Annotated in this window: 17 protein-coding genes; 9 read left to right on the top strand and 8 right to left on the bottom strand. The window is 70.3% G+C overall.

The annotated features are described in order from the left end of the window. Nucleotides 1-36 precede the first annotated feature (36 nt). Both BM070_RS11745 and BM070_RS11740 read right to left on the bottom strand, forming a co-directional pair. Complete coding sequence (locus BM070_RS11745) at nt 37-3,243, bottom strand: efflux RND transporter permease subunit (protein ID WP_092939647.1); 3,207 nt, start codon at nt 3,241-3,243, stop codon at nt 37-39. Between the two features lie 60 nt (nt 3,244-3,303). Then, nucleotides 3,304-4,533 carry an efflux RND transporter periplasmic adaptor subunit gene (locus tag BM070_RS11740; protein WP_245785189.1) on the bottom strand — a complete coding sequence of 410 codons (1,230 nt, stop codon included), beginning with the start codon at nt 4,531-4,533 and terminating at the stop codon, nt 3,304-3,306. Nucleotides 4,534-4,621: 88 nt separating this feature from the next. Between BM070_RS11740 and hpnC the strand changes: the two genes are divergently transcribed. Then, nucleotides 4,622-5,506, top strand: coding sequence for a squalene synthase HpnC (gene hpnC, locus BM070_RS11735; RefSeq protein WP_092939596.1), 885 nt, complete (start codon nt 4,622-4,624; stop codon nt 5,504-5,506). A gap of 22 nt (nt 5,507-5,528) precedes the next feature. Here hpnC and BM070_RS11730 read toward each other — a convergent pair whose 3' ends face one another. Both BM070_RS11730 and BM070_RS11725 read right to left on the bottom strand, forming a co-directional pair. Then, complete coding sequence (locus BM070_RS11730) at nt 5,529-6,731, bottom strand: glycosyltransferase family protein (RefSeq protein ID WP_092939595.1); 1,203 nt, start codon at nt 6,729-6,731, stop codon at nt 5,529-5,531. Beyond that, entirely contained in the window at nt 6,724-7,617 is an 894-nt protein-coding gene (locus BM070_RS11725; RefSeq protein ID WP_092939594.1) for a UDP-2,3-diacylglucosamine diphosphatase, read from the bottom strand. Before BM070_RS11725 ends, BM070_RS11730 begins: the two co-directional genes overlap by 8 nt. A 117-nt stretch (nt 7,618-7,734) precedes the next feature. Between BM070_RS11725 and hpnD the strand changes: the two genes are divergently transcribed. Both hpnD and hpnE read left to right on the top strand, forming a co-directional pair. Then, the gene (hpnD, locus tag BM070_RS11720) at nt 7,735-8,574 is read left to right on the top strand and encodes a presqualene diphosphate synthase HpnD (protein WP_092939593.1); all 840 of its coding nucleotides are present in this window, start codon (nt 7,735-7,737) and stop codon (nt 8,572-8,574) included. 2 nt (nt 8,575-8,576) lie between these two features. After that, nucleotides 8,577-9,902: a hydroxysqualene dehydroxylase HpnE gene (gene hpnE / locus BM070_RS11715; protein ID WP_092939592.1), complete on the top strand. Its 1,326-nt coding sequence runs from the start codon at nt 8,577-8,579 to the stop codon at nt 9,900-9,902. Nucleotides 9,903-9,944: 42 nt separating this feature from the next. Here hpnE and BM070_RS11710 read toward each other — a convergent pair whose 3' ends face one another. Further along, nucleotides 9,945-11,225, bottom strand: coding sequence for a YihY family inner membrane protein (locus BM070_RS11710; protein WP_092939591.1), 1,281 nt, complete (start codon nt 11,223-11,225; stop codon nt 9,945-9,947). A 131-nt stretch (nt 11,226-11,356) separates the two neighbouring features. Between BM070_RS11710 and BM070_RS11705 the strand changes: the two genes are divergently transcribed. Together BM070_RS11705 and BM070_RS11700 are read left to right on the top strand one after the other, a co-directional pair. Further along, complete coding sequence (locus tag BM070_RS11705; RefSeq protein ID WP_092939590.1) at nt 11,357-11,764, top strand: DUF2069 domain-containing protein; 408 nt, start codon at nt 11,357-11,359, stop codon at nt 11,762-11,764. Nucleotides 11,765-11,872: 108 nt separating this feature from the next. After that, nucleotides 11,873-13,327: an FAD-binding oxidoreductase gene (locus tag BM070_RS11700; RefSeq protein ID WP_092939589.1), complete on the top strand. Its 1,455-nt coding sequence runs from the start codon at nt 11,873-11,875 to the stop codon at nt 13,325-13,327. A 21-nt stretch (nt 13,328-13,348) separates the two neighbouring features. Here BM070_RS11700 and BM070_RS11695 read toward each other — a convergent pair whose 3' ends face one another. Next, complete coding sequence (locus BM070_RS11695; RefSeq protein WP_245785188.1) at nt 13,349-13,906, bottom strand: Ivy family c-type lysozyme inhibitor; 558 nt, start codon at nt 13,904-13,906, stop codon at nt 13,349-13,351. 123 nt (nt 13,907-14,029) lie between these two features. Between BM070_RS11695 and BM070_RS11690 the strand changes: the two genes are divergently transcribed. From BM070_RS11690 to BM070_RS11675, 4 genes are all read left to right on the top strand, one after another. Next, complete coding sequence (locus BM070_RS11690) at nt 14,030-14,869, top strand: thymidylate synthase (protein ID WP_092939588.1); 840 nt, start codon at nt 14,030-14,032, stop codon at nt 14,867-14,869. A 59-nt stretch (nt 14,870-14,928) separates the two neighbouring features. Next, nucleotides 14,929-15,522, top strand: coding sequence for a DUF4337 domain-containing protein (locus BM070_RS11685; protein ID WP_092939587.1), 594 nt, complete (start codon nt 14,929-14,931; stop codon nt 15,520-15,522). Between the two features lie 34 nt (nt 15,523-15,556). Beyond that, nucleotides 15,557-16,051, top strand: coding sequence for a dihydrofolate reductase (locus BM070_RS11680; RefSeq protein WP_092939586.1), 495 nt, complete (start codon nt 15,557-15,559; stop codon nt 16,049-16,051). Between the two features lie 299 nt (nt 16,052-16,350). Then, nucleotides 16,351-17,607, top strand: a complete 1,257-nt coding sequence (locus tag BM070_RS11675; protein WP_059400437.1) for a tyrosine-type recombinase/integrase — start codon at nt 16,351-16,353, stop codon at nt 17,605-17,607. A gap of 137 nt (nt 17,608-17,744) precedes the next feature. On the opposite strand, the gene BM070_RS11670 is transcribed toward BM070_RS11675, so the two are convergent. Next, complete coding sequence (locus BM070_RS11670; RefSeq protein WP_059400436.1) at nt 17,745-18,272, bottom strand: PD-(D/E)XK nuclease family protein; 528 nt, start codon at nt 18,270-18,272, stop codon at nt 17,745-17,747. Next, entirely contained in the window at nt 18,262-18,714 is a 453-nt protein-coding gene (locus BM070_RS11665) for a CFI-box-CTERM domain-containing protein (RefSeq protein ID WP_059400435.1), read from the bottom strand. The genes BM070_RS11670 and BM070_RS11665 overlap by 11 nt, the downstream gene beginning before the upstream one ends. Nucleotides 18,715-18,735: the final 21 nt, after the last annotated feature.

Below are 18,735 nucleotides of genomic sequence, written 5' to 3'. Positions count from 1 at the left end.
AGCCCACGATTTTAGCCTTGTCGGCGCGAGGCCGGCTCAAACGGGCCGCGCGGCCTCGTCTTCAGGCCTCCGGACACGGAACCAGGCGGCATACATCGCGGGCAGCGCGAGCAGCGTGAGCACGGTCGCCACGATCAGCCCGCCCATGATGGCCACGGCCATCGGCCCCCAGAACACGCTGCGCGAGAGCGGGATCATCGCCAGCACGGCCGCCGCCGCGGTGAGGACGATGGGACGCAGCCGGCGCACGGCGGATTCGACGATGGCATCCCACGCGGGCACGCCGCGCGCGCGGTCGCTCTCGATCTGGTCGATCAGGATCACCGAGTTGCGCTGGATCATGCCCATGAGCGCGATCACGCCCAGCAGCGCCACGAAGCCGAAGGGCCGGCCCAGCACCAGCAGGGCGCCGGCCACGCCGGCGATGCCCAGCGGCCCCGTCAGGAAGACCAGCAGCGCGCGGCTGAAGCTCTGCAGCTGCAGCATGAGCAGCGTGAACACGATGAACAGCATGGCCGGCAGCCCGGCCACGATGGAGGCCGAGCCCTTGGAGCTTTCCTCCACGGCACCCGCCACCTCGATGCGGTAGCCGCCCTGGCCGGCGGCGTGCCAGCCGGCTTCGAGCTGGCGCAGCGACGGCAGCAGGGCATTGGTGACCGTGGCGCCCTGCAGTCCCTCGATGACGTCGCCCTGCACGGTGATGGCGTAGTCGCGGTTCTCGCGCCACATCACGCCCGGCTCCCAGGTGAAGACCGGCTTGGCCACCTGGGTGAGCGGCACAGAGCGGCCCGAGGCGGTGGGCAGGTAGGCATTGGCCACGTCGGTGATGGCGCGGCGCTCGTCCAGGGGCTGGCGCAGCACGATGTCGATCAGCCGGTCGCCCTCGCGGTACTGGCCCACGGTGCTGCCGGCGAAGGCCACGCGCGCGGCCTGGGCGATGGACTGGCTGGTCACGCCCAGGGCGCGCGCCTTGTCCTGGTCCACCTCCAGGCGCATGACCTTGATGGACTCGTTCCAGTTGTCGTTCACGCCGCGCATCTGCGGGTGCTCGCGCATCAGCTTGCGCACCTCGTCGGCGTGCTGGCGCAGCACGGCAGGGTCGGGCCCGATCACGCGGAACTGCACCGGGTACGGCACGGGCGGGCCGTTGGGCAGCAGCTTGGTGCGGGCGCGCGCTTCGGGGAATTCCCGCGCCAGCAGCTGCGGCAGCGAATGGCGCAGGGCCTCGCGCGTGGCCAGGTCGCGCGGCACCACGATGAGCTGCGAGACGTTGGACTGCGGAAAGATCTGGTCCAGCGGCAGGTAAAAGCGCGGCACGCCCGAGCCCAGCCAGGTGCTGACCGTGGTCACGCCGGGCTCCTGGAGCACGCGGCGCTCCACGCGCCGCGTGACCTCTTCGTTGGCCTGGAACGAGGTGCCTTCGGGAAACCACAGGTCCACCAGGATCTCGGGCCGGCTCGAATCCGGGAAGAACTGCTGCTGAACGCGCCCCATGCCGACGATGCCCAGCGCGAAGGTCAGCAGCGTGGCGCCGATGGTGATCCAGCGGTGCTGCACGCACCAGTTCACCATGCGGCGGAAGCGGTTGTAGAAGGGGCTGTCGAACACGTCGTGGTGGACGTGCCCGTCCTCATGGGCCCCCGCGCCCTCCCCGGCTCCGGCGGCGCCTGCGGCCGGCGCGTGATGCGCCGGGCGGCGCAGCAGCAGCATGCCCAGGTAGGGCACGAAATAGACCGAGGCGAACCACGAGATCACCAGCGCGATCACGGTGACCGCGAAGATGGCGAAGGTGTATTCGCCCGTGATCGACTTGGCGATGCCGATGGGCAGGAAGCCCGCGGCCGTGATGAGCGTGCCCGTCAGCATGGGCATAGCGGTGATCTCGTAGGCGAAGGTGGCCGCGCGCAGCTTGTCGTAGCCCTCCTCCATCTTCAGCACCATCATCTCCACGGCGATGATGGCGTCGTCCACCAGCAGGCCCAGGGCGATGATGAGCGAGCCCAGCGAGATCTTGTGCAGCCCGATGTTCCAGTACCACATGGCCAGGAAGGTGACGGCCAGCACCAGCGGGATGGTGATGCCCACCACCAGGCCCGGGCGCACGTCGAGCGTGTAGCGGCGCCAGACCGGCTGCGGGCCGGGGCGCTTGTGCAGCCCCAGGCTAAGGAAGCTCACGGCCAGCACGATGACCACGGCCTCGATCAGCACCTTGACGAATTCGCCCACCGAATCGGACACGGCGCGGGGCTGGTCCTGCACGTTCACCAGCTTCACGCCGGCCGGCAGGGTCTTCTCGATGCGCGCCGTGGCTTCGTGCAGCGCCTTGCCCAGGCGCACGATGTCGCCGCCCTTGGCCATGGAAACGCCCAGCGCGATCACCTCGCGCCCCTGGTGGTGCACCTTCTGCGTGACCGGGTCCACATAGCCGCGCCGGACTTCGGCGATGTCGCCCAGCCGCAGCTGCGCGCCCGAGGCGCCCCGGATCGGCATGGCGCGCAACTGCTCGACCGAGTTGAACTGCCCGCCCACGCGCAGCTGCACCTGGTCGAGCGGCGTCTGGATGGCGCCCGCGCTCTCCACCGCGTTCTGCTGGCCCAGCTGCGCCAGCACCTGGTTCATGTCCAGCCCCAGCTGCGAGAGGCGGCTCTGCGAGATCTCGATGTAGAGCTTCTCGTCCTGCACGCCGAACTGCTCGACCTTGGCCACGTCGCGCACGCGCAGCAGCTGCTGGCGCACCTCGTCGGCGAAGGTCTTCTGCTCGGCATAGCTGAAGCCGTCGGCCTCCAGCGCGTAGATCACGCCATAGACGTCGCCGAAGTCGTCGTTGAAGAACGGCCCCTGCACGCCCTGCGGCAGCGTGTAGCGCATGTCGCCGATCTTCTTGCGCACCGTGTACCAGACGCCCGCGACCTCGGCGGGCGGGGACGAGTCCTTCAGGTTCAGGATGATCATCGACTCGCCCGGCTTGGAATAGCTGCGGATCTTGTCGGCGTAGGGCACCTCCTGCAGCGTGCGCTCGAGCTTGTCGGTGACCTGCTCGGCCACCTGCTGGGCCGTGGCGCCGGGCCAGTTGGTGCGCACCACCATCGCGCGGAAGGTGAAGGGCGGGTCCTCGTCCTGGCCCAGCTGGAAATAGGCCCCCACGCCCAGCAGCAGCAGGGCGACCATGAGGTAGCGCGTGAGCGCCACATGCTCCAGCGCCCAGCGCGAGAGGTTGAAGCGCTTGCGCTCGGGAGGGGGCATGGAAGGCGAATGGGCGTCGGCGCCGTGCGCCGGATCGGGCAGCTGCGTCATGCGGCGCTCCTATCGGCTGGCCGCCGGTGCGGCGGCGGCAGCTGCGGATGCAGCGGCATCGGAGGCTGCTGCGTTTTTCATAGCAGGTTGCGCTTGCCCTGCCTGGGCTCGATCCTGTTTCGACTCATAGACCGACACCTTCTGCCCCGGCGCCAGCACATGCACGCCCGTGGCCACTACCTGCTGGCCGGGCGCGAGGCCCGCGGCGATCACCACGTCGTTGCCGTCGGCCGTGGCGATCTGCACGGGCTGCGAGCGCACGGTGCTGGTGGCGGGGTCGAACACCCACACCGCCGTCTGGCCGCCTTCCTGGCGCAGCGCCGAGGTGGGCAGCTTCAGGGCCTGGACGCCCTCGCGGCCCAGCGCCTTGGGGCGGACATAGGCCGTGGCGCCCAGGGGCGGCATCTCCGGGCCGTCGATGGCCACCTTGACCAGGAAGGTGCGCGTCACCGGGTCGGCACTGGCCGCCACCTCGCGCACCCGGCCGGTGAAGGATTCGGCATCGCTCCAGATGCGCACGCCCACCGGCTGGCCCGGCTTCAGCGCGGCGAACCGGTCCTCGGGCACCGAGAACACCACGTCGCGCGGCCCGTCCTGCGCCACACGCACCACGGGCGTGCCGGCGGCCACCACCTGGCCGGGCTCGGCGTCCACCGAAGTGACTACGCCGGCCGCATCGGCCACCAGCCGCGTGTAGCCGGCCTGGTTGCCCTGCGAGGCGAGCTGCGCCTGGGCCTGGTCCAGCGTGGCCTGGGCGGATTTGAGCGTGGCCTCGCGGCGCTCCAGCTCCGCGCCGCTGATGAAGTTCTGCGCCTTCAGCGCGGCGTAGCGCTGCAGGTCCGCCGCCGCCAGGTCGCGCTGGGTGCGCGCGGACGTCACCTGGGCGCGGGAGGCATCGGCCGCCAGCTGGTAGTCGCGCGGGTCCAGTTGCGCCAGCACCTGGCCGGCCGCCACCCGCTGGCCCAGTTGCGCCTGCCGCTCGGCGATCTTGCCGGCCACGCGAAAGCCCAGGCGCGACTCGATGCGGGCACGCACCTCGCCCGCGTATTCCAGCTGCGCATGCAGCGGCGCGGCGCCCACGGTGATGAGCTTGACCGAACGCATCGGCTCGGGCGCGGGCTCCTTGGGCGAACACCCCGCCAGCAACGCCAGCGACAAGGCCACGGCCAGGGGGATGGAACGCGCACCGGCGGATCGAGCGGCCCGCCGGGCAGGCTGCCGCGCAAGAAGTGAAGTCATGGGAAGGCTTTCGCGAATGCAATTACTGACTGACTGGTTAGTAATCTAGGCGAGCCCTCCTGCCGTTGTCAAGGTGAGAATCACGGGCGTGAAACCCTCCGCCCCCTCCCCTGCCGCAGCCGCCCAGGCGGCCCCGCTGGCACCGCCGGTCACCCATTACGAGAACTTTCCGGTGGCCTCGCTGCTCTGCCCACCCCGGCTGCGCCCGCCCATCGCCGCCATCTACGCCTTCGCCCGCGCCGCGGACGACCTGGCCGACGAGGGCGACGCCAGCCCGGGCGAGCGCCTGGCCGACCTGCAGGCCTACCGGGCCGAACTGCACGCCGTGGCCGCCGGATCGCCCCCGGGCCCGCGCTGGGCCGCCATCTTCGCGCCCCTGCAGGCCGTGCTGCAAAGCCACGCCCTGCCCGTGCCGCTGCTGGACGACCTGCTCGACGCCTTCCTTCAGGACATCGCCAAGACCCGCGACGGCGGCACCTACGCCGACCGCGCCGAACTGCTGGATTACTGCCGCCGCTCGGCCAACCCCGTGGGCCGGCTGCTGCTGCACCTCTACGGCGAGGCGCGCCCGGCCGCCCTGGCCGAAAGCGATGCCATCTGCAGCGCGCTGCAGCTCATCAACTTCTGGCAGGACCTGAGCGTGGACCTGCCGCGGGGCCGCCACTATCTGACCGATGCCGACTGCGCCGCCCACGGCGTGGACCGGGCGCAGCTGGCCGCCGGCCGCCGCAGCCCGGCCACCGACGCGCTGGTGATGGACTGCGCCGCCTGGGCCCGCGCCACCATGCTCGCGGGCGAGCCCCTGGTGCATCGCCTGCCGGGGCGCATCGGCTGGGAGCTGCGCCTGGTCGTGCAGGGCGGCCTGCGCATCCTGGACAAGGTGCAGGCCCTGGACGGCGGCAGCCTGCTCACGCGCCCCGTGCTGCGCGCCGCCGACGGCCCGCGCCTGCTCTGGCGCGCCTTCAGGATGTGAAGCCGGGCCGGGAAGCCGGCGCTCAGGCCGCCTGCCGCCAGGGCTCGGGCTGGGGGCGCTGCTGGGCCTGCGCCAGGATGCGCGCCAGCACGGCCGGCACCTCGAACGCCGCCTGGTTGCGCTGCCGCGCCACCGCGGCCTGAAAGCGCGGCAGCTCGGCCTGCAGCGCCTGCACGGCTTCCGCCACCCGGGCGAAGCTGGGCAGCACCAGGCCCAGGCCGTTGTCCCGCACCCAGTCGGTCACGTAGCGTTCCTGCGGCATGGTCCAGCTGTTGCGGGTGACGATGGGCGGCAGGCCCATCTGCACGGCTTCGCTCAGGCTGCCGCTGCCGGGCTTGCCGATGAAGAAATCGGCCAGCCGCATGTAGTGCGGCATGTCGCGGGTGAAGTCCAGCACCAGCCGGGGCGCTCGGGCCGGCAGCGCACGCAGTGCGCGGGCCAGCGCGGCGTTGCGGCCGCAGGCCAGGATGAGGGGCGTGTCGGGCAATTGCCGGGCGATGGGCAGCATGGCCCGGGAACCCTCGCCGCCGAACAGCACCAGGCCCACGGGCCGCTGCGCGCCGAAGCCCAGCTGGGCGCGCCCGGCGGCCCGGTCCAGCGCGGGCAGGTCGTGGAAGGCCGGGCTCAGCACCATGCCGGAGGTGGCGTGGATGCGCGCCTCGTCGCAACCCAGGGCGCGGGCCTGCTCCACGGCGCGGGGCGAGCCGCAGACCAGGTGCTGGCCCGCCACCTCGGGTTCGATCCAGAAGTGCGGCGGGCAGTCGGCCAGGTCGGTCAGCACGGTGACGAAGGGCACGCCCGGCAGCGCAGCCGCCACCGAATCGCCCAGCGAGCGATTGAAGTTGGGCACCAGCGAGACGACCATGTCGGGCGCCGTGGCGTGCCAGTGCGCCGCCAGCCGCCGCACCAGCGCCTTGCGGCTCCAGCGGATCATGCCCTGCAGCAGGCGCAGCTCCTGGCCCAGGCCCAGCGTCCAGCCCCGCGCCAGGCGGCGGTTGTAGATGTCTTCGGGCTCCATGCCCGTCCACTGGCGAAAGCGCGCCGTGGGGTCCAGCACCTCGAAGAGATGGGTCAGGCGCACCGTCCACGGCAGGCCGGCGCGGGCGATGGCCGCCTCCAGCGCCAGGGCGGAGGCCCGGTGGCCGCTGCCGGCGTTGAAATAGATCAGCTCCACCACCGGCCGGCGGGTGGCGGGCAGCGCCGCGGCGGCGGCCCGCTCAAACATGCTGTGCGGTCTTGGCCGCGGCGGCTGCCTTGCGGGCGGCCTTGTGGCGCGCCGCCGGCAGGAATTCGCTCCACTGCAGGATCTGCAGCGTGCCGTCGGCCTGCTCGGCCAGGGCCGTGAGGCTCTCCACCCAGTCGCCGTCGTTGGCGTAGAGCGTGCCGCCGATGTCGCGCAGCTCCGCATGGTGGATGTGGCCGCAGACCACGCCCTGCAGGCCGCGCTTCTTGGCCTCGCGGGCCACGGCGTTCTCGAAGTCGTCCACATAGCTCACCGCGCGCTTGACGCGGCGCTTGAGGTATTGCGAGAGCGACCAGTACGGCAGCCCCATGCGGGCGCGCAGCGTGTTGAGGTGGCGGTTGAGCCGCAGCGTGAACTCGTAGAGCGAATCGCCCACGTGGGCCAGCCACTTGGCGCACTGGATCACGCCGTCGAACAGGTCGCCGTGGATCACCCAGAGCTTGCGGCCGTCGGCCGTTTCATGCACCCAGTCCTCGGCCACGGTGACGCCGCCGAAGTTGAGGTGCAGGTAGCGCCGCGCGAATTCGTCGTGGTTGCCGGGGATGAAGATCACCCGCGTGCCCTTGCGCGCCTTGCGCAGCAGCTTCTGCACCACGTCGTTGTGGGCCTGCGGCCAGTACCAGTTGCGGCGCAGCTGCCAGCCATCGACGATGTCGCCCACCAGATAGAGCGTCTCGCATTCGGTGTGGCGCAGGAAGTCCAGCAAGGCCTCGGCCTGGCAGCCGGGCGTGCCCAGGTGCAGGTCGGAGATCCAGAGCGTGCGGTAGCGCTGCACCGGCCTCCCGGGCGCCGGCCCTGCGGCCGTTTCGTCGTCCACAGGAGTGCCGGCGGTGCGCCAGGCGTTCAGGAAAGCGTCGTCGCGTTGCATGAACCGGGATGCTCTGCCTGCGCCATGGCAGCGGCGTGACAGGCGCATGTCGGGCGCGTGACGACGCGGCCGCGCCACGGCCGGCAGGCCCCGGCCCCATGGGACAATCCGGCTCCTATGACACCGGAACAGTACGTCCAGCAAAAAGCCGCCGGCTCCGGCAGCAGCTTCTATTACGCCTTCCTGTTCCTGCCCGCCGCGCGCCGCGCCGCCATCACCGCCTTCTATGCGTTCTGCCGCGAGGTGGACGACGTGGTCGATGAAGTCTCGGACGCGGGCGTGGCCCGCACCAAGCTCGCCTGGTGGCAGGCCGAAGTCGCCAAGTCCTTTGCGGGCCAGGCCACGCACCCGGTGATGCAGGCGCTGATGCCGCACACCGCCGGCTACGGCATCGAGGAGCGCCACCTGCAGGCCGTGATCGAAGGCTGCCAGATGGATCTGGAGCAGACCCGCTACCTCGACTTCGCGGGCCTCTCGCGCTACTGCCACCTGGTGGCCGGCGTGGTGGGCGAGGTGGCCGCGCGCATCTTCGGCCAGGCCGAGGCCGCCACCACCGAATACGCCCACCGCCTGGGCCTGGCCTTCCAGCTCACCAACATCATCCGCGACGTGGGCGAGGACGCCATGATGGGCCGCATCTACCTGCCCGTCTCGGAGCTGCAGCAGTTCGATGTGAAGGCGCACGAGATCCTCAAGCGCCAGTATTCGGACCGCTTCACCGCGCTGATGCGCTTCCAGGCCGAGCGCGCCCACCGCCTCTACGACGAGGCCCTGGCCCTGCTGCCCGACGCCGACCGCCGCGCGCAGAAGCCCGGCCTGATGATGGCCAGCATCTACCGCACGCTGCTGCGCGAGATCGAGGCCGAGAACTTCCAGGTGCTGCACCAGCGCATCGCGCTCACGCCGCTGCGCAAGTTCTGGCTGGCCTGGAAGATGCAGGCGCTGGGGCGCATGTAGCCATGCGCGTCGCCGTCGTCGGCGCCGGCTGGGCGGGCCTGGCGGCTGCGCTGGGCGCGGCCCGGGCCGGCCACGGCGTGACCGTCTTCGAGGCCGCACGCACCCTGGGCGGCCGGGCCCGCGCCCTGACGGCCGAAGGCGATGGCGGCCAGCCCCTCACCCTCGACAACGGCCAGCACATCCTGATCGGCGCGTATGCCGAATGCCTGGCGCTGATGCGCTCGGTGGGCGTGGCCGAATCGCCTGCGCTGCTGCGCCTGCCGCTGGCGCTGCGCTATGCCGACGGCTCCGGCCTGCAGCTGCCCGACTGGGCGCCGCCCTGGGATGCGCTCTGGGGCATCGCCCGCGCGCGCGGCTGGGGCTGGCGCGAGCGCGCGGCGCTGCTGCGCACGGCGGCGGCCTGGCGGCTGGGCGGCTTCGCCTGCGCGCCCTCGGCCAGCGTCGCGCAGCTCTGCGCGCATCTGCCGCGGCGGCTGCAGGAAGAATTCATCGACCCGCTCTGCGTTTCGGCGCTGAACACGCCGGCCCACCAATCCAGCGGCCAGGTGTTTCTGCGCGTGCTGCGCGACAGCCTGTTCAGCGGGCGCGGCGGCTCGCACCTGCTGCTGCCGCGCGCCGACCTGGGCGCGCTCTTGCCCGAACCCGCCGCGCAGTGGCTGCGCGAAAACGGCCACACGGTGCGCAGCGGCGAGCGGGTGGCGGCGCTGCATCCGGCCGAAGGCGGCGGCTGGCAGGTCGAGACCCGCCAGGGCCGCGAGGCCTTCGAGGCGGTGCTGCTGGCCACGCCCGCGCCAGAGGCCGCCCGGCTGGTGCGCGGCGCAGCCCCCGCCGGCGATGCCACCGCCCTGCATGCCTGGGCCGACGGTGCCGACGCGCTGCGCCACACGGCCATCGCCACGGTCTATGCGCAGCAGGCCGGGGCCCCGGGCCCGCTGCTGCCCGCGCCCATGCTGGCGCTGCGCGCCAGAGCCGATCGGCCGGCACAGTTCGTGTTCGACCGCGCCCGACTGGGTGGGCCGGCCGGGCTGCTGGCCTTCGTGGTGAGCGCCTTCGAGGGCGAACGCGAGGCGCTGGAGCGCCAGGTGCTGCAGCAGGCGGCCGAAGAACTCGGCCTGCCGGCCCTGCGCGTGCTGCGCACCGTGGTGGAAAAGCGCGCCACCTTCGCCTGCACACCCGGCCTGCAGCGCCCCGCGCAGGCCGTCGCCCCGCGCCTGCTGGCCTGCGGCGACTATGTGCAAGGGCCTTATCCGGCGACGCTGGAAGGGGCGGTGCTCAGCGGCTCGGCGGCGGCGCGGCAGCTGCAAAATTCAGGTCAAATCGCCCCGTAGCCCTTGCGAATCAAGGGCATTAAGCTATTAAATAGATAGCAATCATGCCGCACCGGCATACGGCAGGCGCGGCGGCCGGGGCAGCACGTCGGCCAGCTTGATGACCTCCAGCCCCGCATTGCCCCAGAAGCGCTCCAGGCTCTCGGCCCGCTCGATCAGCAGGCGCCGCACCAGCGGCTCCAGCGGGGTGCTTTCCGGGTCCGCCACCAGCACGTAGCGCGGCTCGGCGCTTTCGGGCGCGCCGGCGGCGGCCTCGTTCACCTGCACGGCCCAGTCCAGCGCCGTGAGCACCTGCAGCACGGGTTCGAGCTGCAGCACGTCCACCCTCAACGCCTGCGCCAGGCGCGCGGCCGGCCAGCCCCGCTCGGGCGTCACCCGCGCCGCGTGCAGCAGCTGCAGCGCCTCCACCGCCAGCTGGAAGGTCCAGCCCTGGCCGCTGGCGCTGCGCGCCACGCCCGCCAGCAGGCTGGGCAGGTAGGCCGCCACCACGGCGCCCAGCAGCACGATGACCCAGGCCACATAGACCCACAGCAGCAGAATGGGCAGCGTGGCGAAGGTGCCGTAGAGCACGGAATAGGTCGGCACCGAGGCGATGTACAGGCCCAGCACCTTCTTGGCCAGCTCGATGCCGATGGAGACGAACACCCCGCCCGCCCAGGCATGCCGCCAGCTCACCTGGGTGTTGGGCACGTAGCGGTAGAGCGCGGCGGTGCCGGCCGCCAGCACGAAGAATTCGATGGCATCGAACAGAAAGCGCGCGCCGCCGGGCAGCGTCTCGCCGATGCCGCGCGAGGCCGCCGACGCCACCGAGGTGGTCAGCGCCAGGCTGCTGGCCAGCACCAGCGGCCCCAGCGTGATGACCGCCCAGTAGATCAGCACCCGCTGGCCCAGCGGGCGCAGCCGGGGCACGCGCCAGATGTTGTTGAGCGTGCGGTCGATGGTCAGGATGAGCGCCAGCGCCGTCACCAGCAGGATGGAGAAGCCCGCCACCCCTAGCCCGCTGGCCTTGGCCGCGAACTGCGTGAGGTAGCCCAGCACGGGGCGGGAGATGCTGTCGGGCACCAGGCTTTCGACCAGCCAGCGCTGCAGCGAGAACTGCATCTGCCCGAAGATGGGAAAGGCCGTGAACAGCGCCAGCGCCACGGTGAAGAACGGCACCAGCGCCAGCAGCGTGGTGAAGGTGAGGCTGCTGGCCGTGAGGCCCAGCCGGTCTTCGCGGAAACGCTCGCGCAGCGTGTGCGCCGTGGTGCGCCACGGAAAGTGGGAAAGCTGCGCCAGCCACGCCTCGAAGCGCAGCACGGCGGCCTGCAGGGAAATGCTCATGGCCGATATGATCCCCGATTCCATCCGCGGCGCCGCCGGCCCCCGGCCATCCGCCGCGGCACCGGCCGGCGCATCGCCTCGCACAGCAAGGCCTCTCGCCCGCCGTCCACCACCATCCACCGCACACGCGCATGCCCTCTTCCCCGCCTCTCCCCGCCCAGGACGTCGCCGCCACCCGCTGGCTGGCGGTGGGCAGCCTGCTGGGCCTCATCGTGCTCAGCCTGGCCTGGGAGCTGTGGCTCGCGCCCCTGCGCCCGGGCGGCTCGTGGCTGGCGCTCAAGGCGCTGCCGCTGGCCTTTCCGCTGGCGGGGCTGCTCAAGCGGCGCATGTACACCTACCGCTGGGTCAGCCTGGTGGTGTGGCTCTATTTCACCGAAGGCGTGGTGCGCGCGTGGAGCGACATCGGCACGGGCCGCTGGCTGGCGCTGGCCGAGGTGGCGCTGTGCCTGCTGCTCTTCACCGCCTGCGCGCTGCACGTGCGGCTGCGCCAGCGCCATGCCCGGGCGGCCGGCACGGCGGCTGCGGCCACCGCGCCCTGATTTCCGAATCCGCAAAACAAAAAATAACGACGACGACGAACGGCCCGGCCCCACGCCCGCCCCTCAACGCATCCACCTACCGTTTTTTCGCGAGAGACCGAGAACGCCATGTCCCATCCGCTGATCGACACCCTGCGCCAGACCGTCGGCGCCGCCCATGTGCTGACCGAAGGCGACCTCACCGCCTGGGAGCAGGACTGGCGCCGCCGTGCGCGCGGCAAGGCGCTGGCCGTGGTGCGCCCGGCCAGCACGCAGGAAGTGGCCGCCGTGGTGCGCGCCTGCGCCGCAGCGGGCGCGGCCATCGTGCCGCAGGGCGGCAACACGGGCCTGTCGGTGGGCTCCATCCCCGATGCCTCCGGCACCCAGGTGCTGCTGAGCCTCGCGCGCATGAACGCCGTGCGCGCCGTGGATGCCGACAACCTCACGCTGACCGTGGAGGCCGGCGCCATCCTGCAGAACGTGCAGGACACGGCGGAAAAGGCCGGCCTGCTCTTTCCCCTGAGCCTGGCGGCCGAAGGCAGCTGCACCATCGGCGGCAACCTGGCCACCAATGCCGGCGGCACGCAGGTGCTGCGCTACGGCAATGCGCGCGAACTCTGCCTGGGGCTGGAAGTGGTCACGCCCCAGGGCGAAATCTGGGACGGCCTCAAGGGCCTGCGCAAGGACAACACCGGCTACGACCTGCGCGACCTCTTCATCGGCAGCGAAGGCACGCTGGGCATCATCACCGCGGCGACGATGAAGCTCTTTCCCCAGCCCGCCGCCAGCCTCACCGCCTGGGCCGCCGTGCCGTCGATGGAGCACGCCGTGCAGCTGCTGGCGCTGGCGCACAAGCACCTGGGCGCGGGCCTGACCGGCTTCGAGGTGATGGGCCGCTTCGCCCTGAGCCTGGTCGCACGCCACATGCCGCAGCTGCGCGTGCCCTTCATCGACCAGGCCGACGTGCCCTACGCCGTGCTGCTGGAAAACAGCGACAGCGAATCCGAGGACCACGCCCGCGCGCGCTTCGAAGCACTCTTGGAAACCGCCTTCGACGCCGGCTGCGTGAGCGACGCCGTGGTGGCCGAGAACCTGGCGCAGGCGCACCAGCTCTGGCACATCCGCGAGAGCATTCCGCTGGCCCAGGCCGAGGAAGGGCTGAACATCAAGCACGATATTTCCGTGCCCATCTCGCGCATCCCGGCCTTCGTGGACTATGCCGACGCGCTGCTGCAGCGCGAGATCGCGGGCGTGCGGCTGGTGAACTTCGGCCACCTGGGCGACGGCAACCTGCACTACAACGTGCAGGCCCCGGCCGAGGGCGACCCCAAGGCCTTCCTGCGCGACGAGGAAGCCCGCGTGAACGATCTGGTCTATGAGGCGGTGGCGAAGTTCGGCGGTTCGTTCTCGGCCGAGCACGGCGTGGGCGCGCTCAAGGTGGACAAGCTGCAGCAGTACCAGTCGCCCGTGGCGCTCATGATGATGCGCGCCATCAAGGGAGCGCTCGATCCGCAGGGACTCATGAACCCGCAGTGCCTGCTGCCGGTGGCGGCCCCGCAGCTTCAGCCGCAGCCGCAGGGCTGAGGAGCCGCCCCGGGCGGGCGCTCAGCCCCCGCGGGCGTTCTGCATGAACTGCCGCACCTCGGCCGGCAGCGGCACGGCCGGGCCGGCGTCCTGCACGTCCCATTCCTCGTCGCCCGTCTGCAGCCAGGCGCGCATGGCATCGCGCTTGGGGTCCAGCACCATGGCGGCCGATTCCTCGCCGCCCTGGTGCGGGCGGTTGCCCATGATGTAGAAGAGCGAGCCCTCTTTGCGCAGCGGGCCGCTGGTGCCCATGTTCTTCACGAACACCGGGTAGTTGACGGGCCCGAGCAGCCCCTGGAGCCGCTCGGCGATGGGGCCGGTGCGCAGGAAGTCCACGCCGTCAGACGGATAGGTGCCCACCAGCGCCGGCACGCCCGCCCACGGGTCGGCTGCTGCCGGTGCGGCTGCGGCCCGGGGCGCCTGCGCAGCCTGTGCCGCAGGCGCGGGGGGCGCTGCAGGCGTGAGAGGAACGTTGCTGGCGCAGCCCGCCAGCACGGCGGCGAGAGAGACGAAAGCAAGGGACGACTTGGCGAAAGACATGGTGGCAAGGCCGGCCCGGCGGGCCGTGGAATGGGTCATCGCCCAAGCTTAGCGCCTTCGCCCTCAAGGCCCTTGCAGCGCCACCGGCAGGGCTTCAGGCTCGCAGCCTAAAATCGCGGCCTTTCCAACGTTGCGAACGCGCTGCCCGAGCGCCCTCCGCCCATGACCGACACCTCCCGCCCCGTGCGCTCCCAGTACGAAGATTTCATGCGCCACGTCTATACCCATGGCGTGTCCAAGGGCGACCGCACCGGCACCGGCACCCGCAGCGTGTTCGGCTACCAGATGCGCTTCGACCTGAACGAGGGCTTTCCGCTGGTCACGACCAAGAAGGTCCACCTCCGGTCCATCATCACCGAGCTGCTGTGGTTCCTCACAGGCTCCAGCAGCAACCTGTGGCTCAAGGAACGCGGCGTCACCATCTGGGACGAATGGGCGCGCGAGGACGGCGACCTGGGCCCCGTCTATGGCGTGCAGTGGCGCAGCTGGCCCACGCCGGACGGCGGCCACATCGACCAGATCAGCCAGGTGGTGCAGACGCTCAAGACCAACCCCGACTCGCGCCGCATCATCGTGAGCGCCTGGAACGTGGCCGATCTGGACAAGATGGCGCTCATGCCCTGCCACGCCTTCTTCCAGTTCTACGTGGCGCCGCCGCAGGCTGCGGGCGAGCGAGGCCGCTTGAGTTGCCAGCTCTACCAGCGCAGCGCGGACATCTTCCTGGGCGTGCCCTTCAACATCGCCAGCTACGCGCTGCTGACGCACATGGTGGCGCAGCAATGCAACCTGGACGTGGGCGACTTCATCTGGACGGGCGGCGACTGCCACATCTACAGCAACCACTTCGAGCAGGTGGAACTGCAGCTGTCGCGCGCGCCGCACCCCTACCCCACGCTGCACATCCTGCGCCGGCCCGAGAGCCTGTTCGACTACCAGTTCGAAGACTTCGAGGTGCGCGGCTACGAGCACCATCCGGCCATCAAGGCGCCGGTCGCGGTCTGAAGCGCCCGGGCGGTGCCCGGGCCTTTTCCTCTTCCTCTACTTTCCAGCGATCCCACCCCATGTCCTCCCACGGCTTCCACGTCCATGGGCCGCACGACCACGCGGTCGAGCATGCCGCCCAGCACGCCCATCCCACCGATGCCGACCACGGCTCGATGACCAACCGCATCGCCATGGCGACGGCCATCATCGCCACGGTGGGCGCCATCTTTTCCTACATGGGCGGCGCCACGCAGGCCAATGCCGGCCTCATCAAGAACGACGCCGCCATCAAGAAGACCGAGGCGGCCAACCAGTGGGCCTACTACCAGTCCAAGAGCACCAAGCAGTCCGTGACCGAGCTGGCACGCGATCTGGCCGCGGACAACCGCAAGCCCGAGCTGCAGGCCAAGCTGGACCGCTACGAGCTGGAAAAGAACGACATCAAGAAGAAGGCCGAGGCGCTGGAAGCCCAGTCGCAAGGGCTGGACGAACAGAGCGAAGCGCAGATGCACCAGCACCACCGCTGGGCGCAGGCCACCACGGTGCTGCAGGTCGCCATCGCGCTGGCGGCCATCGCGCTGCTCACGCGCCGCAAGTGGCTGCAGTGGGGCATGTACGGCGTCGCGGGCCTGGGCATGGCCCTGGGCGTGGTCGCGGCCATGCACCTGTGATGCCGTTCCCACGAAGCCGGCACCACGCAGCATCATGACCTTGCGACTCATCTACGCACGCGCCGCCAACGGCGGCATCGGCCTGAACAACGCCATGCCCTGGCACCTGCCGGAAGACCTGGCGCATTTCAAGCAGCTCACCATGGGCGGCACGGTGATCATGGGGCGCAGGACCTGGGATTCGCTGCCCGCACGCTTTCGCCCGCTGCCCGGCCGCACCAACATCGTGGTCACGCGCCAGGACGCCTGGCAGGCCGAGGGCGCGCTGCGCGCCTGCAGCCTGGAACACGCGCTGGAACTGGCCCGGCCGCACGGCGAAGCCGTCTGGGCCATGGGCGGCGCGCAGATCTATGCCCAGGCCCTGCCGCTCGCCGACGGCGTGGAGGTGACCGAGATCCACCAGGACTTCGTCGCCGACGCCTTCGCCCCCGTGCTCGGCCCCGAATGGCGGGAAACCGCCCGCTCGCCCGTGCAGCAGTCCACCCCCGGTGGCCTGCCGTTCTCCTTCGTCAGCTACCGGCGCGGCTGACCGCACCGCCGCGCCCTCGTCTCTTACCTTGATAGCCCCGCCATGAAGCTCGCCACCTGGAATATCAACAGTGGCCCCACATCCTCCAACGACGTGTCAGCAAAGTATTAAATCTCCTTTGCTGACAATGAGTTATTGGATCATAGCGTCTCACGAGAGCGCATCCAAGCGCGTGATCTGCCGGTAGCTACGCTGGTAGCTAGGCGGATTCTCTAGGTCTAGCTACCAGTCCTGGAACGGCGTAGAGTGTCTCCAATATAGCCGCAGGTGAGGCCTTGCCTGGGGTGGGAGACGCAAACATGGGCAAGCAAGTTCATTTACTCGACGACATCCAGATCAAGCACTGGATGAAGCAGGGAGCGCCGGTCGCCAAGTCCGATGGCGACGGACTGACGTTCACGCTGTCCGCCTCGGGAACCGCGGCCTGGGTGCTCCGGTACAGCCTGCCAGGTAGTCGTCGGCGAGAGCTGACGATAGGCAACTACCCGGACGTTTCCCTTGCTAAGGCCAGGCAGATAGCGCGCGAGGAACGCGCAGCCATCGACCGAGGCGAAGACCCCGCGAACCGTAAGAAGGTCGTGAAGATGGAGTCCAAGATGTCTTGGACGGTCCGCGCGCTGATTGCAGACTTCAAGGAGAAGAAGCTCGGTCCGGACGATCTCGCCGTGGGCACCATCTACTACCGCAAGTGGGATCTGGAAAACGTGATCCTACCCAAGCTCGGCTCGATGCGCGTGGACAAGGTTTCGCCAGCCCACGTCGTGCATGTCATCGAATCCGCGGAACGCAGTTGGACCGTATCGAAGCGGATCCTGACCTCCTGCAAGCAGTTGTTCGCACACGCTTGTGGCAAGAAGCTGATCTATTCGAATCCGGCCCTGGGGATCGACATCACCTCCTTGATGGGACCGCGTCCACCCGTGCGCAAGCGGGTCATGCTCTCGGAAGACGAACTCTGCATCCTGCTGAAGGACATCGAGGACATCGGCTTCGAGAACGCCCTGGCCTTCCGGATCTTGCTGGCGACCTGCGTCCGCTCCGTCGAACTGTCGAAGGCCCGCTGGGAGCACGTGGATCTCGACAAGGGAGACTGGTGGGTGCCGGATACCGTGGTCAAGACACGGGCAGGCTTTCTCGTGCCCCTCACGCCCACGGTGGTCGGTTGGTTCAAGGAGCTCAAGGAACTGGCGGGCGACTCCGATTGGGTGCTGCCCTGCCGCGTGGAGCGCCGCAGGCGGCGCTTCGGCGGCGACATCCATGTGGGCGGCACGACCTTGTGGGCCGCCATCACGCGCGCTTTCGAGCGGGGCGACATCGAGATCCGGCGCTTCACGCCGCACGACACGCGCAGCACGGCCAAGGGCCACATGCGCAACATGGGCATCAGCCGGGAGATCTCAGAGATCGCGCTCAACCACGTGCTCAAGGGTGTGGAAGGCATCTACGACGTTCGCGAGGAAATACCCGAACGCCGCGTGGCGCTCGAACGCTGGGCCGAGTTCATCGCCAGATGCGAAGCTGCTGCGAACCGTCCCCAATGCGTGCTGGCCGCTTGACGGCCGCCCAAAGGAGACCGCAAAGCGCTCGCCGATTCCTCAATGGCGTAGAGCCATGCGGTCCGTCCGGCCCTGGCCCAACCGTCGACGTCCTCGCAGATACCTCGGAGCGGCAAGCGCTGCGTTCGATGGCCCGGCTATCGGCCACAGCGCTGGCTGTGAGCGCAGTCCCCGCACAGATGCGGAGCCCCGTTCGCACGTGGCTGAAGGGCTCCCCTCAGCAGTTGCCTGCGACGCCTGGCCAGCGCCACCACCTCTCGCGCGGGCAAGAGGCGCACGCGTCGGCAGCCTAGAAACCGCCCGTCCGGGGCCTGAATGAGCACGTACGCATGCGACGCGACGGGTTGCCCCGACTCGCTGCCCAGCGCCATCCGCTGCGCAGACAGCTCGATCACGTCCGAGGGATAGGCCCGCGCATGCGCGCGCGTCTTGAGCTCCAGCAGCACGAACACCCCATCCCGGCGCCGGTACGCACGGTCGACCTTCGCTGAAATCGCCTCTGGCTCCCCGACGCGGAAAGGCCGCTCGCTGTAGATGAGCTCGGCGCGCCGCAGCTCTCCGGGAAGGCGGGCCCAGCCGTTGGGGCGGCCCATGAGCCAACGCCGTGCGCTCCACAGCAGCAGGCCGACAGCAAGCCCGCATGCGACGACCACTTCAGCGGACATGATGCACCTCCATGCGCCGGCAGCGCCACCCTGCGTACCAGACCATCAGCGACAGGGCGTGGCGAAGCGGGATGCAGGCCCACGGATGGCGGCAAAGCCAGGCACAGACGAGCGGCGCTGCGCGGTAGTACCACACGATCAGGCGGCATCCCGGGCCGCTGGTGCGCAGCACGCCGTCCCGATAGCGTCGCAGGACCTCGGTTTGCGGGGCGGCACTTCCGAAGATGTGGGTCGCGATGAAGCACCGGCCCCGCCGGCCGGGCCGCTCCGCCGCGGCCTGCGCGTCGAATGCGGCGTGCAGGCGCAGGCCCCGCTGGAGCGCTTCGTGCTGCGCGGCGGAGACCTTCCGTCCGTGGCGGTGATCCAGAGCCACCCTGCGCTCGCACATGCCCATGGCGGCCAACTCGGATGCACTGACACCGCTGCTCTCGCCGCGATCCATCGTTCCATGTCCCATACCGCC

This window comes from Paracidovorax wautersii, from assembly GCF_900113035.1.
Lineage (GTDB): Bacteria > Pseudomonadota > Gammaproteobacteria > Burkholderiales > Burkholderiaceae_C > Paracidovorax > Paracidovorax wautersii.
This window is presented reverse-complemented; position numbering and strand designations above follow the sequence as displayed.

Excerpts from the sequence above, each read along its gene's own strand:
- BM070_RS11745 (WP_092939647.1), bottom strand. The coding sequence starts at position 3,243 with ATGCCCCCTCCCGAGCGCAAGCGCTTCAACCTCTCGCGCTGGGCGCTG.
- BM070_RS11740 (WP_245785189.1), bottom strand. The coding sequence starts at position 4,533 with ATGACTTCACTTCTTGCGCGGCAGCCTGCCCGGCGGGCCGCTCGATCC.
- BM070_RS11730 (WP_092939595.1), bottom strand. The coding sequence starts at position 6,731 with ATGTTTGAGCGGGCCGCCGCCGCGGCGCTGCCCGCCACCCGCCGGCCG.
- BM070_RS11725 (WP_092939594.1), bottom strand. The coding sequence starts at position 7,617 with ATGCAACGCGACGACGCTTTCCTGAACGCCTGGCGCACCGCCGGCACT.
- hpnD (WP_092939593.1), top strand. The coding sequence starts at position 7,735 with ATGACACCGGAACAGTACGTCCAGCAAAAAGCCGCCGGCTCCGGCAGC.
- hpnE (WP_092939592.1), top strand. The coding sequence starts at position 8,577 with ATGCGCGTCGCCGTCGTCGGCGCCGGCTGGGCGGGCCTGGCGGCTGCG.
- BM070_RS11710 (WP_092939591.1), bottom strand. The coding sequence starts at position 11,225 with ATGAGCATTTCCCTGCAGGCCGCCGTGCTGCGCTTCGAGGCGTGGCTG.
- BM070_RS11705 (WP_092939590.1), top strand. The coding sequence starts at position 11,357 with ATGCCCTCTTCCCCGCCTCTCCCCGCCCAGGACGTCGCCGCCACCCGC.
- BM070_RS11700 (WP_092939589.1), top strand. The coding sequence starts at position 11,873 with ATGTCCCATCCGCTGATCGACACCCTGCGCCAGACCGTCGGCGCCGCC.
- BM070_RS11695 (WP_245785188.1), bottom strand. The coding sequence starts at position 13,906 with ATGACCCATTCCACGGCCCGCCGGGCCGGCCTTGCCACCATGTCTTTC.
- BM070_RS11690 (WP_092939588.1), top strand. The coding sequence starts at position 14,030 with ATGACCGACACCTCCCGCCCCGTGCGCTCCCAGTACGAAGATTTCATG.
- BM070_RS11685 (WP_092939587.1), top strand. The coding sequence starts at position 14,929 with ATGTCCTCCCACGGCTTCCACGTCCATGGGCCGCACGACCACGCGGTC.
- BM070_RS11680 (WP_092939586.1), top strand. The coding sequence starts at position 15,557 with ATGACCTTGCGACTCATCTACGCACGCGCCGCCAACGGCGGCATCGGC.
- BM070_RS11675 (WP_059400437.1), top strand. The coding sequence starts at position 16,351 with ATGGGCAAGCAAGTTCATTTACTCGACGACATCCAGATCAAGCACTGG.
- BM070_RS11670 (WP_059400436.1), bottom strand. The coding sequence starts at position 18,272 with ATGTCCGCTGAAGTGGTCGTCGCATGCGGGCTTGCTGTCGGCCTGCTG.
- BM070_RS11665 (WP_059400435.1), bottom strand. The coding sequence starts at position 18,714 with ATGGATCGCGGCGAGAGCAGCGGTGTCAGTGCATCCGAGTTGGCCGCC.